This is a genomic window from Phytopseudomonas daroniae (genome assembly GCF_004327285.1).
GTDB classification, from domain to species: Bacteria; Pseudomonadota; Gammaproteobacteria; order Pseudomonadales; family Pseudomonadaceae; genus Aquipseudomonas; species Aquipseudomonas daroniae.
In genome coordinates this window covers 141,065-157,059 of the sequence record NZ_QJUI01000006.1, presented here as the reverse complement: position 1 = coordinate 157,059, position 15,995 = coordinate 141,065, and the positions used below count along the sequence as shown (strand labels likewise).

Annotated in this window: 15 protein-coding genes; 14 read left to right on the top strand and 1 reads right to left on the bottom strand. The window is 62.4% G+C overall.

The window, feature by feature from the left end:
* Window position 1 precedes the first annotated feature (1 nt).
* The 9 genes from DNK06_RS08555 (at window position 2) to hutG (ending at window position 10,824) form a co-directional block, all read left to right on the top strand.
* Window positions 2-571, top strand: a complete 570-nt coding sequence (locus DNK06_RS08555; RefSeq protein ID WP_131179607.1) for a HutD/Ves family protein — start codon at window positions 2-4, stop codon at window positions 569-571.
* A gap of 400 nt (window positions 572-971) precedes the next feature.
* Entirely contained in the window at window positions 972-2,675 is a 1,704-nt protein-coding gene (hutU, locus tag DNK06_RS08550) for a urocanate hydratase (protein ID WP_131179606.1), read from the top strand.
* Between the two features lie 185 nt (window positions 2,676-2,860).
* Entirely contained in the window at window positions 2,861-3,829 is a 969-nt protein-coding gene (locus DNK06_RS08545) for an ABC transporter substrate-binding protein (RefSeq protein WP_131179605.1), read from the top strand.
* A 70-nt stretch (window positions 3,830-3,899) separates the two neighbouring features.
* On the top strand, window positions 3,900-4,751 hold the full coding sequence (locus tag DNK06_RS08540) for an ABC transporter permease (RefSeq protein ID WP_131179604.1): 852 nt from the start codon (window positions 3,900-3,902) through the stop codon (window positions 4,749-4,751).
* Window positions 4,748-5,578: a quaternary amine ABC transporter ATP-binding protein gene (locus DNK06_RS08535; protein ID WP_131179603.1), complete on the top strand. Its 831-nt coding sequence runs from the start codon at window positions 4,748-4,750 to the stop codon at window positions 5,576-5,578. The genes DNK06_RS08540 and DNK06_RS08535 overlap by 4 nt, the downstream gene beginning before the upstream one ends.
* A 35-nt stretch (window positions 5,579-5,613) precedes the next feature.
* Window positions 5,614-7,137 (top strand): HAL/PAL/TAL family ammonia-lyase, encoded by a 1,524-nt coding sequence (locus DNK06_RS08530; RefSeq protein WP_131179602.1) that lies wholly within the window; start codon window positions 5,614-5,616, stop codon window positions 7,135-7,137.
* 110 nt (window positions 7,138-7,247) lie between these two features.
* Window positions 7,248-8,780 carry a histidine ammonia-lyase gene (gene hutH / locus DNK06_RS08525; protein ID WP_131179601.1) on the top strand — a complete coding sequence of 511 codons (1,533 nt, stop codon included), beginning with the start codon at window positions 7,248-7,250 and terminating at the stop codon, window positions 8,778-8,780.
* Window positions 8,781-8,804: 24 nt separating this feature from the next.
* Window positions 8,805-10,010, top strand: a complete 1,206-nt coding sequence (gene hutI, locus DNK06_RS08520; protein WP_131179600.1) for an imidazolonepropionase — start codon at window positions 8,805-8,807, stop codon at window positions 10,008-10,010.
* A 10-nt stretch (window positions 10,011-10,020) separates the two neighbouring features.
* Window positions 10,021-10,824: an N-formylglutamate deformylase gene (gene hutG, locus DNK06_RS08515; protein ID WP_131179599.1), complete on the top strand. Its 804-nt coding sequence runs from the start codon at window positions 10,021-10,023 to the stop codon at window positions 10,822-10,824.
* Between the two features lie 227 nt (window positions 10,825-11,051).
* Here hutG and DNK06_RS08510 read toward each other — a convergent pair whose 3' ends face one another.
* A complete protein-coding gene (locus DNK06_RS08510; RefSeq protein WP_131179598.1) occupies window positions 11,052-11,483 on the bottom strand; it encodes a hypothetical protein in 432 nt (143 codons plus the stop codon).
* Window positions 11,484-11,585: 102 nt separating this feature from the next.
* Between DNK06_RS08510 and pip the strand changes: the two genes are divergently transcribed.
* From pip to DNK06_RS08485, 5 genes are all read left to right on the top strand, one after another.
* Entirely contained in the window at window positions 11,586-12,557 is a 972-nt protein-coding gene (pip, locus tag DNK06_RS08505) for a prolyl aminopeptidase (RefSeq protein WP_131179597.1), read from the top strand.
* Window positions 12,554-12,991 carry a D-aminoacyl-tRNA deacylase gene (gene dtd / locus DNK06_RS08500; RefSeq protein ID WP_131179596.1) on the top strand — a complete coding sequence of 146 codons (438 nt, stop codon included), beginning with the start codon at window positions 12,554-12,556 and terminating at the stop codon, window positions 12,989-12,991. Before pip ends, dtd begins: the two co-directional genes overlap by 4 nt.
* Before the next feature lie 203 nt (window positions 12,992-13,194).
* On the top strand, window positions 13,195-13,986 hold the full coding sequence (locus DNK06_RS08495) for a transporter substrate-binding domain-containing protein (protein ID WP_131179595.1): 792 nt from the start codon (window positions 13,195-13,197) through the stop codon (window positions 13,984-13,986).
* Between the two features lie 115 nt (window positions 13,987-14,101).
* Complete coding sequence (locus tag DNK06_RS08490) at window positions 14,102-15,064, top strand: amino acid ABC transporter permease (protein ID WP_131179594.1); 963 nt, start codon at window positions 14,102-14,104, stop codon at window positions 15,062-15,064.
* The gene (locus DNK06_RS08485) at window positions 15,057-15,791 is read left to right on the top strand and encodes an amino acid ABC transporter ATP-binding protein (protein WP_131179593.1); all 735 of its coding nucleotides are present in this window, start codon (window positions 15,057-15,059) and stop codon (window positions 15,789-15,791) included. The genes DNK06_RS08490 and DNK06_RS08485 overlap by 8 nt, the downstream gene beginning before the upstream one ends.
* Window positions 15,792-15,995 lie beyond the last annotated feature (204 nt).

Sequence of the window (15,995 nt, the reverse complement as noted above, 5' to 3'; positions counted from 1 at the left end):
GATGAGTGAATTGAAGGTTTTGCGCACGCGCGATTACTCACGCATGCCATGGAAGAACGGCAGCGGCAGCACCGCAGAAATCACCCGCGATGCAGGGGCCGGACTCGATGGTTTTGGTTGGCGCCTGTCGATTGCCGACATTGGCGAGTCGGGCGGTTTCTCGATATTTGCCGGCTACCAGCGTGTGATTACCGTGTTGCAGGGTGATGGCATGACCTTGTGCGTCGACGGTGACGGCACCCGCTGCCTGTTACCCCTAGACCCATTCGCCTTCGGCGGTGATAGCCAGGTGTCCTGCACCTTGCTGGGCGGGGCAATCCGCGACTTCAATCTGATCTATGCGCCTCAGCGTTACAGTGCCCGGTTGCAGTGGCTGGCCGGCGAACAGCGCTTCTTCACTTGCGCCGCAACGGTGCTGGTGTTCAGCGTCAGCGAATCGCTGGGCGTGAGCATCGACGGCAGTAACGCGCAACTTGGCCTGCACGATTGTCTGCAACTGGACGGTAGTTCCGCCCTGGTGGAAGTTACCGTCAGTGCTGCCTGCTGCGTGATCGAACTGACGGCGCGCTGATACGGAACGCCTTCACCTCAGCATCGCTCACGATGTCTGTTACTTCCCGCCTGCTCTTCAGTGCGCACCAACTTGTTACCGAGCGCCCCAGTGTGGAGCGAAATCACCTGGTCTAGCCGTTTCCCGCGTTCTCTCGAAACGCCTCGGCAACGCTGCCGGCCCCGCTAGAACCCTTGATACAGAAGGCTGAAGCCCTCTTCTTGATTTTTCTTATAGCGCTCTCCAGCAAGTTGGTCTTTTGCTTGCATATGCTTGTATGTACAAGTACATATGTGTGCGTGCGGGATCGCTCCGATCTCTGTGCAACGCTCACTGATTCGCTTGTCGCGTAACCATGCGCACAGGCTGGCGTGCCCGCTGCCAGGGGTTGGCTTGAATTGATTGCTGAGGAGTATTTTGCGTGACTGACAAGACCCGGAAACCTGCTACGGCCTGTTTTACAAAAACGCGTGACACCGAAATCCGCGCCTCGCGCGGTAACAAGCTGACCGCGAAGAGCTGGCTGACCGAAGCGCCCCTGCGCATGCTGATGAACAACCTCGACCCGGAAGTCGCCGAGAACCCCAGGGAACTGGTGGTGTACGGCGGCATTGGGCGCGCGGCGCGCAACTGGGAGTGCTACGACAAAATCGTTGCAAGCCTCACCAATCTGAACGACGACGAGACCCTGCTGGTGCAGTCCGGCAAGCCGGTTGGCGTGTTCAAGACCCACGCCAACGCGCCGCGCGTGTTGATCGCCAACTCCAACCTGGTACCGCACTGGGCGAGTTGGGAACATTTCAACGAGCTCGATGCCAAGGGCCTGGCCATGTATGGCCAGATGACCGCCGGCAGCTGGATATACATCGGCAGCCAGGGCATCGTCCAGGGCACCTACGAAACCTTCGTCGAAGCCGGTCGCCAGCACTACGATGCCAACCTCAAGGGGCGCTGGGTACTGACTGCAGGCCTGGGCGGCATGGGCGGTGCGCAGCCCCTGGCTGCGACCCTGGCCGGAGCCTGTTCGCTGAACATCGAATGTCAGCAGAGCAGCATCGATTTCCGCCTCAAGACCCGCTACGTCGACGAGCAGGCCAAAGACCTGGACGACGCGCTGGCGCGTATCGCCAAGTACACCGCCGAAGGCAAGGCGATCTCCATCGCCCTCTGCGGCAACGCTGCTGAAATTCTTCCGGAGATGGTTCGCCGCGGCGTGCGGCCGGACATGGTCACTGACCAGACCAGCGCCCACGACCCGCTCAACGGCTATCTGCCGGCCGGCTGGAGCTGGGACGAATACCGCGTTCGCGCCAAGAGCGAACCCGCCGCCGTGGTCAAGGCCGCCAAGCAGTCCATGGCCGTGCACGTGCAAGCCATGCTCGACTTCCAGAAGATGGGTGTGCCGACCTTCGACTATGGCAACAACATCCGTCAGATGGCCAAGGAGGAGGGGGTGACCAACGCCTTCGACTTCCCCGGGTTCGTCCCGGCCTACATCCGTCCGCTGTTCTGTCGCGGCATCGGCCCGTTCCGCTGGGCCGCTCTGTCGGGCGACCCGCAGGACATCTACAAGACCGATGCCAAGGTCAAGGAACTGATCCCGGACGATGCCCACCTGCACAACTGGCTGGACATGGCTCGCGAGCGTATCAGCTTCCAGGGATTGCCGGCGCGGATCTGCTGGGTCGGCCTGGGCCAGCGCGCCAAGCTCGGCCTGGCCTTCAATGAAATGGTACGCCGCGGAGAGTTGAGCGCCCCCGTCGTGATCGGTCGCGACCACCTCGACAGCGGTTCGGTGGCCAGCCCCAATCGCGAGACCGAGTCCATGCAGGACGGCTCCGACGCCGTGTCCGACTGGCCGCTGCTCAATGCCCTGCTCAACACCGCCAGCGGCGCGACCTGGGTTTCCCTGCACCATGGCGGCGGCGTCGGAATGGGCTTTTCCCAGCATTCCGGGATGGTCATCGTCTGCGACGGAACCGACGAGGCGGCGGCGCGCATTGCCCGCGTGCTGCACAACGATCCGGCCACCGGCGTCATGCGTCATGCCGATGCGGGTTACCAGGTCGCCATCGACTGCGCCAGGCAGCAGGGCCTCGATCTGCCGATGATCACCGGTCGGTAGGTCAAGGGAATCGTCTGCAGTACCCAGCGAGATTCGACGTGTGCGGCGTCATCGAGCCGGGAGCCGAGCGAACAAGAGCTGAGTGGGCCCACCGCGCTGCAGCGGTGTGAGTCTTGATTGGATGTGCACAGGGCTGGATGCCTCTTGACTGCCGTAAGCCAACTCATGATTAGGAGCGTCACGCGATGAAGATGAACAAGATCCTGCTGACTACACTGCTGTCCACTGGCCTGCTGGCCAGTACCGGAGCAACTCAGGCAGCGGGTTGGTGCGAGTCGGGCAAACCGGTGAAGTTCGCCGGGTTGAACTGGGAAAGCGGCATGTTGCTCACTGACGTGCTGCAGTTCGTCCTGGAGAAGGGCTACGACTGCCAGACCGATACCCTGCCGGGCAACTCCATCACCATGGAAAACGCGCTGAGCAGCAACGACATCCAGATCTTCGCCGAAGAATGGGTTGGCCGCAGCGAGGTCTGGAACAAGGCCGAAAAGGCCGGCAAGGTGGTGGGCGTTGGCGCACCCGTGGTGGGCGCCATCGAAGGCTGGTACGTGCCGCGCTACGTGATCGAAGGCAATCCCGAACGCAAGCTGGAAGCCAAGGCGCCTGAGCTGAAAAACATCGCTGACCTGGCTCGGTATGCGGCCGTGTTCAAGGATCAGGAAGAACCGAGCAAGGGGCGTTTCTACAACTGCCCGGCCGGCTGGACCTGTGAGCTCGACAACAGCGAGATGCTCAAGAGCTATGGCCTGGAGAGCAGTTACACCAACTTCCGTCCGGGTACCGGCCCCGCCCTGGATGCGGCGGTACTGTCGAGCTACAAGCGTGGCGAGCCGATCCTTTTCTACTACTGGTCGCCAACCCCGCTGATGGGCCAGGTGGATCTGGTGAAGCTGGAAGAAAAGCCGGGCGTGGATAAAAGCGTAAGCATCAAGGTCGGTCTGTCCAGGACTTTCCACGACGAAGCCCCGGAGTTGGTGGCGGTGTTGGAAAAGGCCAACCTGCCGATCGACCTGCTCAACCAGAATCTCGCCCGGATGACCAAGGAACGCATCGAGTCGCCGGAGCTGGCGAGGGTCTTTCTCAAGGAACATCCCGAGGTCTGGCACCCATGGGTGAGCGACGACGCCGCCAAGAAAATCGATGCGGCTTTGTAGGGCGGACTTTTCGGTGGCCCATGAGGGCCTTGAGTAGCTGCGCCACACCTCTTTTGCTCGAGAGACGCTTATGTTTCCTGAACGCTTCACCTTTTCCATCGCCGACTGGGTCAATGGCTGGGTCGACTCGCTGGTAACCCATTACGGCGATGTATTCCGGCACATTTCCGATACCTTGCTATGGGCCATCGTCAACCTTGAAGGGGTGCTGCGTGCGGCCCCCTGGTGGCTGATGCTGGCGATCGTCGGCGGCATTGCCTGGCACTCGACCCGCAAGCTGATGACCACCGCGGTGCTTGTCGGCCTGCTCTTCATGGTCGGCGCGGTCGGGCTGTGGGACAAGCTGATGCAGACCCTGGCGCTGATGCTGGTGGCCACGCTGATCGCGGTACTGGTCGGCATTCCCCTGGGGATTCTTTCAGCCCGCAGCAACCGCCTGCGTTCGGTGCTGATGCCGCTGCTGGACATCATGCAGACCATGCCCAGTTTCGTGTACCTGATTCCAGTGCTCATGCTATTCGGACTGGGCAAGGTGCCGGCGATTTTCGCCACGGTGATTTACGCCGCACCGCCGCTGATCCGTCTCACCGACCTGGGCATTCGCCAGGTCGACGGCGAGGTCATGGAGGCGATCAACGCCTTCGGTGCCAACCGCTGGCAGCAGTTGTTCGGCGTACAGTTGCCGTTGGCCCTGCCGAGCATCATGGCCGGGATCAACCAGACCACCATGATGGCGCTTTCGATGGTGGTGATCGCCTCGATGATCGGGGCCCGCGGTTTGGGCGAAGAAGTGTTGGTGGGAATCCAGACCCTCAACGTGGGGCGTGGGCTCGAGGCCGGTCTGGCGATCGTGATTCTCGCGGTGGTCATCGACCGCATTACCCAGGCATACGGTCGGCCACGGCACGAGGTGAGCAAATGAGCGACGCAACCGTGAACAAGATCGAAGTCAGAAACGTCTTCAAGATTTTCGGTCATCGCGCCAAGGATGCCTTGGCCATGGTCGGCCAGGGTAAAAGCAAGGATCAGGTGTTGAGCGAAACCGGTTGTGTGGTCGGGGTCAACGACCTGTCCCTGAGCATCGGCACGGGCGAGATTTTCGTGATCATGGGCCTGTCGGGCTCCGGCAAATCGACCCTGGTGCGCCACTTCAACCGACTGATCGATCCCTCCAGCGGGGTGATCCTGGTGGACGGCGTGGACATCCTGCAATACGACAAGGACGCCCTGCGTGAATTTCGCCGACACAGGATCAGCATGGTGTTCCAGAGCTTCGGCCTGTTGCCGCACCGGAACGTTCTCGACAACGTCGCCTACGGCCTGAAGGTGCGAGGCGAGAGCAAGTCGGCATGTACCGAGCGCGCCATGCACTGGATTACCACCGTTGGCCTGCAGGGTTACGAAAGCAAGTACCCGCATCAGCTTTCCGGTGGCATGCGCCAGCGCGTGGGGCTGGCCCGTGCGCTGGCGGCCGACACCGACATCATCCTGATGGATGAAGCGTTCAGTGCCCTGGATCCACTGATCCGTGCCGAGATGCAGGATCAGTTGCTGGAGCTGCAGAAGACCCTGCACAAGACCATCGTTTTCATCACCCACGATCTCGACGAGGCGGTGCGCATCGGCAACCGAATCGCCATTCTCAAGGATGGCCGTCTGATCCAGGTCGGCACGCCAAAAGAGATCCTGCATTCACCGGCTGACGAGTATGTCGACCGTTTCGTGCAACGTCGCGCGGCGGTGGTGTGATGAGCGGTGCAACGATCAAGTTCGAGATACCAACGATGTCCCAGGCTGAAAAAGTCGTCATCGCCGCCGCCCCATTGCGTTGGCAGGATGTGCTGGCGGTCGCCCGCCATGCTGCACCGCTCGAGCTGTCGACCGAGGCCTGGGCGCGGATCGACAACGCCCAGGCCATCGTCCAGCGCATCGTCGCCAGTGGCGAGCGCGCCTATGGCGTCAATACCGGGCTGGGCGCGCTGTGCAACGTCTCGCTCAAGGACGAACAACTGAGCCAGTTGTCGCGCAACACCTTGCTCAGCCATGCTTGTGGCGTTGGCGTGGTACTGGCCGATGAGCAGGTGCGGGCGATCATCTGCGCGGCCATCCTCAATTACAGCCACGGCAGATCCGGCATTCATCGTCAGGTGGTCGAGGCCCTGCTGGCGCTGCTCAATCGTGGCATCACCCCGCAGGTGCCTTCCCAGGGCTCGGTGGGTTACCTGACCCACATGGCTCACATCGGTATCGCGTTGCTCGGCGTGGGGGCTGTCAGCTATCGCGGGCAGATCGTTGCCGCGCAACAGGCCCTGGCCGCAGAAGGCCTGCAACCAGTGCAACTGGGGGCCAAGGATGGTCTCTGCCTGGTCAACGGCACGCCCTGCATGAGTGGCCTCAGTTGTCTGGCGGTTGCCGATGCCACGCGGCTGTTGCAATGGGCCGATGTGATCGGTGCCATGAGTTTCGAAGCCCAGCGTGGCCAGATCGATGCGTTCGATGCCGACATTATCGCGCTCAAGCCACACCCGGGCATGCAACGGGTGGGTAGCAACCTGCGAGCCTTGCTGGAGGGCAGCGAGGTGATCGTCTCGAGCAAAGGTATTCGCACGCAGGACGCGCTGAGTATTCGCTCGATTCCACAGGTACATGGTGCTGCGCGTGATCAGTTGGAGCACGCGATCAGGCAGGTGCAAACCGAGCTCAACGGCTGCACCGACAATCCGCTGTTGATGGGCACGCCAGACAGTTTTCGGGTCATGTCGCAAGCCAACCCGCACGGGCAGTCGGTAGCGCTGGCGGCGGATCTGCTGGCCATCGCGATGGCCGAACTCGGCTCGATTGCCGAGCGCCGTCTGGATCGTCTGATCAACCCCCACGTCAGCGGCTTGCCGGCCTTTCTGGTGGCCAACCCCGGGGTGAACTCGGGAATGATGATCGTGCAATACGTCGCCGCGTCCCTGTGCGCGGAAAATCGCCAGTTGGCGCAACCGGCGGTGCTCGACAACTTCGTCACCTCGGGGCTGCAGGAAGATCACCTGAGCATGGGCACCAATGCTGCGCTGAAGCTGCAGCGCGCGCTGGAAAACTGCACGCAGATCCTTGCCATCGAATATTTGCTGGCCGCTCAAGCCTTTGAATTCCTCAAGACGCAGCGCTTTGGCCGGGGCACCGATACGGCGTGGCGACTGCTGCGCGAGCGGGTGCCTGCCTACGATCAGGATCGCTGGCTGGCGCCGGATATCGCGGCCGTCGCGAGCCTATTGAAAGATCCGAATGTGCTGCACGAGGCGTTACCCGATTTGCACTGAAATCCATTCCTGCCAGCGGGCCAAGACGCTTGAAGCCCAAAAGGCCGATAGCGACGGATAACTCCGCAGCGGCTGGTCAGTTAACAAGAAACGCTCAAAAGGAGCACGACATGACTGCGCTGAACCTGATTCCCGGCCAACTGAGCCTGGCTCAACTGCGTGAGGTTTACCAACAGCCGGTCAGGCTGACCCTCGACGTCAGTGCCTCGGCCCAGATCGACGCCAGCGTCGCCTGCGTGGAGCAGATCCTCGCCGACAACCGCACCGCCTACGGGATCAACACCGGTTTTGGCTTGCTGGCCTCGACCCGCATCGCCAGCGCAGACCTGGAAAACCTCCAGCGTTCCCTGGTGCTGTCCCACGCCGCCGGTATCGGCGAGCCGATCAGCGATGCGTTGGTGCGGCTGGTGATGGTGCTCAAGGTCAACAGCCTCAGCCGCGGTTTCTCGGGGATTCGTCGGCAGGTGATCGATGCGCTGATTGCGCTGATCAATGCCGAGATCTATCCGCATATTCCACTCAAGGGGTCGGTTGGCGCCTCCGGCGACCTCGCACCGCTGGCGCATATGTCGCTGGTGCTGCTGGGCGAGGGCAAGGCGCGTTACCGGGGCGAGTGGCTGTCGGCCGGCGAAGCGCTGAGCGTTGCAGGGCTGACGCCGCTGACGCTCGCGGCGAAAGAGGGGCTGGCATTGCTCAACGGCACCCAGGTCTCCACCGCGTTCGCCCTGCGCGGTCTGTTCGAGGGCGAGGATCTATTCGCTGCTGCCCTGGCGCTGGGCAGCATGACGGTTGAGGCCGTGCTGGGTTCGCGCTCGCCGTTCGACGCTCGCATCCACGCCGCCCGCGGGCAAAAGGGCCAGATCGATGCCGCCGCCGCTTACCGCGATCTGCTGGGCGAACGCAGCGAAGTCTCCCAGTCGCACCAGAACTGCGACAAGGTGCAGGATCCGTACTCCCTGCGTTGCCAGCCGCAAGTCATGGGCGCCTGTCTGACCCAACTGCGGCAGGCCGCCGAGGTACTGGTGATCGAGGCCAACGCGGTGTCCGACAACCCGCTGGTATTCGCCGCCGAGGGCGAGGTGATTTCTGGTGGCAACTTCCACGCCGAGCCGGTGGCCATGGCCGCCGACAACCTGGCCCTGGCCATCGCCGAAATCGGCTCCCTGAGTGAGCGGCGCATCTCGCTGATGATGGACAAGCACATGTCGCAGCTGCCGCCGTTCCTGGTGGCCAACGGCGGGGTCAACTCCGGGTTCATGATCGCTCAGGTAACCGCGGCGGCACTGGCCAGCGAGAACAAGGCGCTGGCGCATCCGCATTCGGTGGACAGCATACCGACGTCGGCCAATCAGGAAGACCACGTCTCCATGGCGCCGGCCGCAGGCAAGCGTTTGTGGGAAATGGCCGAGAACACCCGCGGCATTCTCGCGGTCGAGTGGTTGGCTGCCGCCCAGGGCCTGGATCTGCGCAACGGCCTGAAGACGTCGCCGAAACTGGAGCAGGCGCGGGCGCTTCTTCGCAGCGAAGTGCCGTTCTACGAGAAAGACCGGTTCTTTGCGCCAGACATTCATGCGGCGACCGAGTTGCTGGCTTCGCGGTGCCTGAGCGGGCTGATTACCGCGAAGCTGCTGCCTAGTCTCTAATCGCTCACCAGACGAGGACTGTGGATGAAAACCCTCTGGCAACACTGCCATGTGGCAAGCATGGCGCACGGTGTCTACTCGATCATCGAGGACGCGGCCATCGTGACCTGCGCGACGCACATCGAGTGGATCGGCCCACGCCAGCAATTGCCATCCGCTGACTATCCGGCTGTCCATGATCTGCAGGGCGCCTGGGTCACGCCGGGCCTGATCGATTGCCACACCCACAGCGTGTTCGGTGGTAACCGCAGCGGTGAGTTCGAGCAACGCCTGCAAGGCGTCAGCTACGCGGAAATCGCGGCTCGGGGGGGCGGTATCGCCAGCACCGTGCGCGCCACCCGTGAGGCGTCGGAAGATGAACTGTTCGTCAGTGCGGCCAAACGGCTGCAGAGCCTGATGCGCGATGGCGTGACGACGCTGGAGGTGAAATCCGGCTACGGCCTGGATCTGGCCAGCGAACGCAAGATCCTGCGGGTGATCCGTCGTCTGGGTGACGAGCTGCCGATCAGCGTGCGCAGCACCTGCCTGGCTGCCCACGCGTTGCCGCCGGAGTACGTGGGGCGCGCGGACGCTTATATCGAACACATCTGCGCCGAGCTGCTGCCGGCCCTGGCCGCCGAGGGCCTGGTCGATGCGGTGGATGCATTCTGCGAATACCTGGCGTTCTCGCCGGAGCAGGTCGAGCGCGTCTTCATCGCCGCGCGGAAACTCGGTCTGCCGGTAAAACTGCACGCCGAGCAACTGTCGTCGCTGCACGGTTCCAGCCTGGCAGCGCGCTATCGCGCGTTGTCCGCCGATCACCTGGAATTCATGACAGAAGAAGACGCCATCGCCATGGCTGAATCCGACACCGTCGCAGTGCTGCTGCCGGGAGCGTTCTACTTCCTGCGCGAAACCCAGTTGCCACCGATGGATGCCTTGCGTAAGCACGGCGTGAAGATGGCTGTCGCCAGCGACCTCAATCCAGGTACCTCGCCGGGATTGTCACTACGCCTGATGCTGAACATGGCCTGCACCTGTTTTCGCATGACCCCGGAAGAAGCACTGGCCGGCGTCACCATTCACGCGGCGCAGGCGTTGGGCATGGCCGCTACCCACGGCTCGCTGGAGGTCGGCAAGGTCGCGGATTTCGTCGCCTGGCAGATCGACCGGCCGGCCGATCTGGCCTACTGGCTGGGCGGTGAGCTAGACAAGCGCGTCGTGCGTCACGGTATCGAAACACGTCTTTAGGAGAGCGGTTGTGGATAGGGTTCTGAGTTTCAAACAAGGTCGCGTGCCGCTGCTGATCAGCATGCCCCACGCAGGGTTGCGTCTGACCCCGGCGGTCGAGGCCGGGTTGGTTGCTGATGCGCACAACCTGTCGGATACCGACTGGCACATCCCGCAGTTGTATGACTTTGCCGAACAACTGGGTGCCAGCACCCTGGCCGCCGAGTACTCGCGCTTTGTCATCGACCTGAACCGCCCAGCCGACGACAAGCCCTTGTACGCCGGCGCCACCACCGGGTTGTACCCGGCGACGCTGTTCGATGGCACTCCCTTGTTCCGGGAGGGATTGGAGCCTTCGAAAGAAGAGCGCGCCAGGTATCTGCAACAGATCTGGACGCCGTATCACCGCACCTTGCAGCAAGAGCTGACACGGCTTAAGGCGCAGTTCGGCTATGCATTGCTTTTCGACGCCCACTCGATCCGCTCGGTGATCGCGCACCTGTTCGACGGCAAACTGCCGGACTTCAACCTCGGTACCTTCAATGGCGCGAGCTGCGATGCACAGTTGGCCGAGCGGTTGCAGGCGGCGTGCAGCGAGGCGCGTGGCTACAGCCATGTGCTCAATGGGCGCTTCAAGGGTGGGCATATCACCCGTCATTACGGTAATCCGGCAGAACACATCCATGCGGTGCAGCTGGAGCTGGCGCAGTGCACCTATATGGATGAGGTAGCCCCCTTCACTTATCGCGAAGCGCTGGCACGGCCGACCCGGCAAGTGCTCGAGCAATTGCTGCGCACGCTACTGGCGTGGGGAGAGGAGCGTTACCCGGCCTGAATCCGTTGAGCCGTCATCGTTCTGTGGCTCGGGTGGACGCGTAGGATGGTGAGCAGCGCCGAGCAGTGAAGGGTCAGGCAATCCAGTCGTGGGCGCTGCGTAACCCATCAGGCGGTATCGGGTGGTGCACCGGTGGTGGGTTATGGCGCCTTGCATCGAGAATGACCGGCATACCGAGTGCGCCTCCACCCGCCCTACGATTCGCCAGCACGTTCGTCACCGGAGCCTCAATCCCATTCCAGCCGCACCAGTCTCCACTCGCCGTCGTCCTGCCACCATTCGAGCTTCACGTTGACATGCCGTGCGCTGTCGGGGATCAAGCCTTCGGCCCCGGTCAGCGCCACCTGCGCGTCGGTATAGCCTTTGTCGCGGTAGGTGGTATCGATGCGACTGTCCTTGCTCAGGGCGAGTACCTTGACGTTGTTGTGGCGCAGGAACAGCAGGGTCATGGTGCGCTTTGCCCAATCCCGATCATTGGTCTGCTGGGCGAGAAACTCGCCGTGCAACTGCTCGAGCACTGCAGCGGTCTTCTTCGCCTGCAGATTGTCTTGCAGTTGCTGCACGGCCGCTTCGAGCGTGGCCTGCGGGTCATCCTCCGCTGCGCAACCGGCCAGTAGCAGGGCGAACAGGAGGGGCAGGGCAAATTTCCGGATCGGCATGCCGAATTCCTTTTTCATGGTTATGATGCCCGGACGAGCGCAACAGCCCGTTCGACATGCGGGCGGCCCGAGCCTACCTCAAATTTTCCTCAGGAGCGCACCATGCAGACGCTGTATCCGGAGATCAAACCGTACGCCCGTCACGAGTTGGCGGTAGACGCCCCGCACGTTCTCTATGTGGACGAGAGCGGCTCGGCGGATGGTCTGCCGGTGCTGTTCGTGCATGGCGGCCCTGGCGCCGGTTGCGACTCGGCGAGCCGCTGCTATTTCGATCCGAACCTGTATCGCATCGTCACCTTCGATCAGCGTGGTTGTGGCCGCTCCACGCCACACGCCAGCCTGGAGAACAACACCACCTGGGATCTGGTCGCCGACATGGAGCGTATCCGTGAGCACCTGGGCATCGACAAATGGGTGCTGTTCGGCGGCTCCTGGGGTTCGACCCTGTCGCTGGCTTATGCCCAGACTCACCCGGATCGCGTGCATGCGCTGATCCTGCGCGGCATCTTTCTGTGCCGGCCGCAGGAATTTCGCTGGTTCTACCAGGAAGGCGCCAGCCGTCTGTTCCCCGATTACTGGCAGGACTACCTGGCGCCGATTCCGGCCGAGGAGCAGGGCGATCTCATGCAGGCGTTCTACAAGCGCCTGACCGGCGCCGACCAGATTGCCCAGATGCATGCGGCCAAGGCCTGGTCGTGCTGGGAAGGGCGTACCGCCACGCTGCGGCCCAACCCGCAGGTGGTCGATCGTTTCGCCGAAAGCCTGCGGGCGCTGTCGATCGCTCGCATCGAGTGCCACTACTTCGTCAACGACGCCTTCCTCGAACCCGATCAATTACTGCGCGACATGCCGAAGATTGCCCATCTGCCAGGCATCATCGTGCATGGCCGCTACGACGTGATCTGCCCGTTGGACAACGCCTGGGCGCTGCACCAGGCGTGGCCCAACAGCGAGTTGCAGATCATCCGCGAGGCGGGCCACGCCGCCGCCGAGCCGGGCATCGCCGATGCGCTGGTGCGCGCCGCTGACGAGATCGCCCATCGCCTGCTCGACCTGGCGCCGGACGAAGCATGAAGGCATTGCTGCAACGCGTTACCAGTGCTCGGGTCGATGTAGCCGGTGAAACCGTCGGCGCCATCGACCAGGGCCTGCTGGTGCTGGTCGGCGTCGAGCCGCAGGACAACCAGGCCAGTTGCGCCAAGCTGCTGCACAAACTGCTCAACTACCGGGTATTCAGTGACGAAGCGGGCAAGATGAACCTGTCGCTCAAGGATGTTGGCGGTGGTCTGCTGCTGGTTTCGCAGTTCACCCTCGCCGCGGACACGCGCAGCGGCTTGCGTCCCGGATTTTCCACTGCCGCGCCGCCCGCCCTGGGCGAGGCGCTGTTCGACCATCTGCTCGAGCAGGCCCAGGCGCAGCATTCGCAGGTCGCCAGCGGGCGTTTCGGCGCGGACATGCAGGTGCACCTGATCAACGATGGCCCGGTGACTTTTCTGCTGGAGACCTGACATCTCTGCCAGGCCTGGCCTGCTTCTTGCCTTCTCGTTCGCCGCTGGCATGTACTGTTTGTCGCTGATCAGGCGCTGATATCTCGCTATCTGCGTCGATCACGGTTAGCATGCCGCGCCGCCTTTCCGCCCATGGCCTGTCGCCTGCATCATCACGGTGCGTGACCCGGGCGCTTATAACTGTCTGCCCTTCAGGAGCAAGAATGAAAAAGCTTGTCGCCTCACTGCTGTTATCCGTCTGCGCCTTCACCGGCCTCGCCCAGGCTGGCGTCATCGACGACGCGGTCAAGCGCGGTACCCTGCGCGTGGGCATGGATCCGACCTACATGCCGTTCGAAATGACCAACAAGCGTGGCGAGATCATCGGCTTCGAAGTCGACCTGCTCAAGGCCATGACCAAGGCCATGGGCGTCAAGCTGGAGCTGGTGTCCACCTCCTATGACGGCATCATCCCGGCGCTGCTGACCGACAAGTTCGACATGATCGGTTCGGGCATGACCCTGACCCAGGAGCGCAACCTGCGCATCAACTTCTCCGAGCCCTTCATCGTGGTCGGCCAGACCCTGCTGATCCGCAAGGAGCTGGCAGACAAGGTCAAGAGCTACAAGGATCTGAACAGCGCCGACTACCGCATTACCTCGAAAGTCGGCACCACCGGTGAGATGGTCGCCAAGAAGCTGATCGCCCAGGCCAAGTACAGCGGCTTCGACAACGAGCAGGAAGCGGTGATGGACGTGGTCAACGGCAAGGCCGATGCCTTCATCTACGACGCCCCGTACAACGTCGTCGCGGTGAACAAGGCCGGCGCCGGCAAGCTGGTGTTTCTCGACGAGCCCTTTACCTTCGAACCCCTGGCCTTCGGTCTGAAGAAGGGTGACTACGACAGCATCAACTGGATCAACAACTGGTTGCACCAGATCCGCGAAGACGGCACCTACGATCGGATCCATGACAAGTGGTTCAAGAACACTAACTGGCTGAAGGACATGGACTAAAAGCAGCCGTAAGCTGCAAGCTCGAAGCTTCGAGTAAAAGCAAGAGCAACAGCTGGATGCGGCAGGTCGGGTTCTTCGGCCCAATCTGCCTTTTGCCTGTATAGCGGGATTCATCGTGACTAGAAAACAACGCCGAACCTGGCCCTGGCACCTGCTGACCGGTCTGATCCTGGTCGTGGCTGCCGTGCTGATCTGGTATTCCACCTCGCTGATCGCCTATGAATGGCGCTGGAACCGCATTCCCCAGTACTTCGCCTATCATGCCGAAGAGGCTCAGCGGGCGGCCGACTACGGCCGCGTCGAGAGCGTCAGCCGGCAAGGTGACGACGCCCTGGTCACGCTGCTTGGCGAAAGCGGTGAGCAACAGCAACTGAGCGTGGCAAGCGACAGCCTGCAGTTCAGCGAGGGCGACGATGTCGCCGAAGGCGATGTCATCGGCGTCAATCGTCACTGGGCCGCCGGGCCCTTGCTCTGGGGCCTCTGGACGACCCTGTGGATATCCGTGGCGGCGGGCGTATTCGGTCTGCTGATCGGCCTGGTCACCGGCCTTTGCCGGCTCTCGGCCAACCCGACGCTGCGCGACCTGTCGACGATCTACGTCGAGTTGGTGCGCGGTACACCGTTGCTGGTGCAGATTTTCATTTTCTATTTCTTCATCGGCACGGTGCTCGATCTGTCTCGCGAGTTCGCCGGGGTAGCGGCACTGGCACTGTTCACTGGCGCATACGTGGCTGAGATCGTGCGTGCTGGCGTGCAGTCCATCGTCCGTGGCCAGGATGAAGCGGCACGCTCCCTGGGCTTGAGCGCTGCGCAATCGATGCGCCACGTGATTCTGCCGCAGGCGTTCAAGCGTGTGCTGCCGCCGCTGGCCGGGCAGTTCATCAGCCTGGTCAAGGACACCTCGCTGGTCTCGGTGATCGCCATTACCGAGCTGACCAAGAGCGGCCGCGAAGCCATCACCACCTCGTTCTCCACCTTCGAGATCTGGTTCTGCGTGGCTGCGCTCTATCTGGTAATCAACCTGCCGTTGTCGCAGATCGCCAACCGCCTGGAACGGAGGCTCGCGCAAAGTGATTGAAGTCCGTGATCTGATCAAGGTGTTCGACGCCCGCGGCCAGCAGGTGCGCGCTGTCGACGGTGTCACTACCCAGGTGGCGCGTGGTGAAGTGCTGGTGGTGATCGGCCCGTCGGGTTCCGGCAAGTCGACCTTCCTGCGCTGCCTCAATGGCCTGGAAGAACTGGATGAAGGTTCGGTAAGCATCGACGGCCTCGACCTGGCCAAGCCGAAAACCGATATCAACGCCTACCGCCGCGAAGTCGGCATGGTGTTCCAGCATTTCAACCTGTTCCCGCACATGACCGTGCTGGAGAACCTGTGCCTGGCGCAGAAAGTGGTGCGCAAGCGCGGTAAGGCCGAGCGTGAGGCCAAGGCTCGGGCGTTGCTGGACAAGGTCGGCATCGGCCAGAAGGCCGGCGAGTTTCCGTCGCGCCTGTCCGGCGGCCAGCAGCAGCGTGTGGCCATTGCCCGCGCCCTGTGCATGGATCCCAAGGTGATGTTGTTCGACGAACCGACCTCGGCCCTCGACCCGGAAATGGTCGGTGAGGTGCTCGACGTGATGAAGCAACTGGCCCTGGAAGGCATGACCATGGTCTGCGTCACCCACGAAATGGGCTTCGCCCGTGAAGTGGCGGATCGTGTGCTGTTCTTCGATCACGGCAAGCTGCTGGAGGACGCACCACCTGCCGAGTTCTTCGCCCAGCCGAAGGATCCAAGAGCGCAGGCTTTTCTGCGCCAGGTGTTATAGCGCCACGGCCTTCGGCCCCGGATTACGCCTGCGGCTAATCCAGGCTACGTTCTGGATCGGGGCGCGTAGCCTACCCGTAGGATGGGTGAAACCCATCAATTGCCGATGGGTTACACCCATCCTACGAATGTCTGCTTCTGCCTTTTTCGCGGTTGTATAAGCAATGGCTGCATTCGGCGCATCTGAATAAGCCCCCAGCAGGTT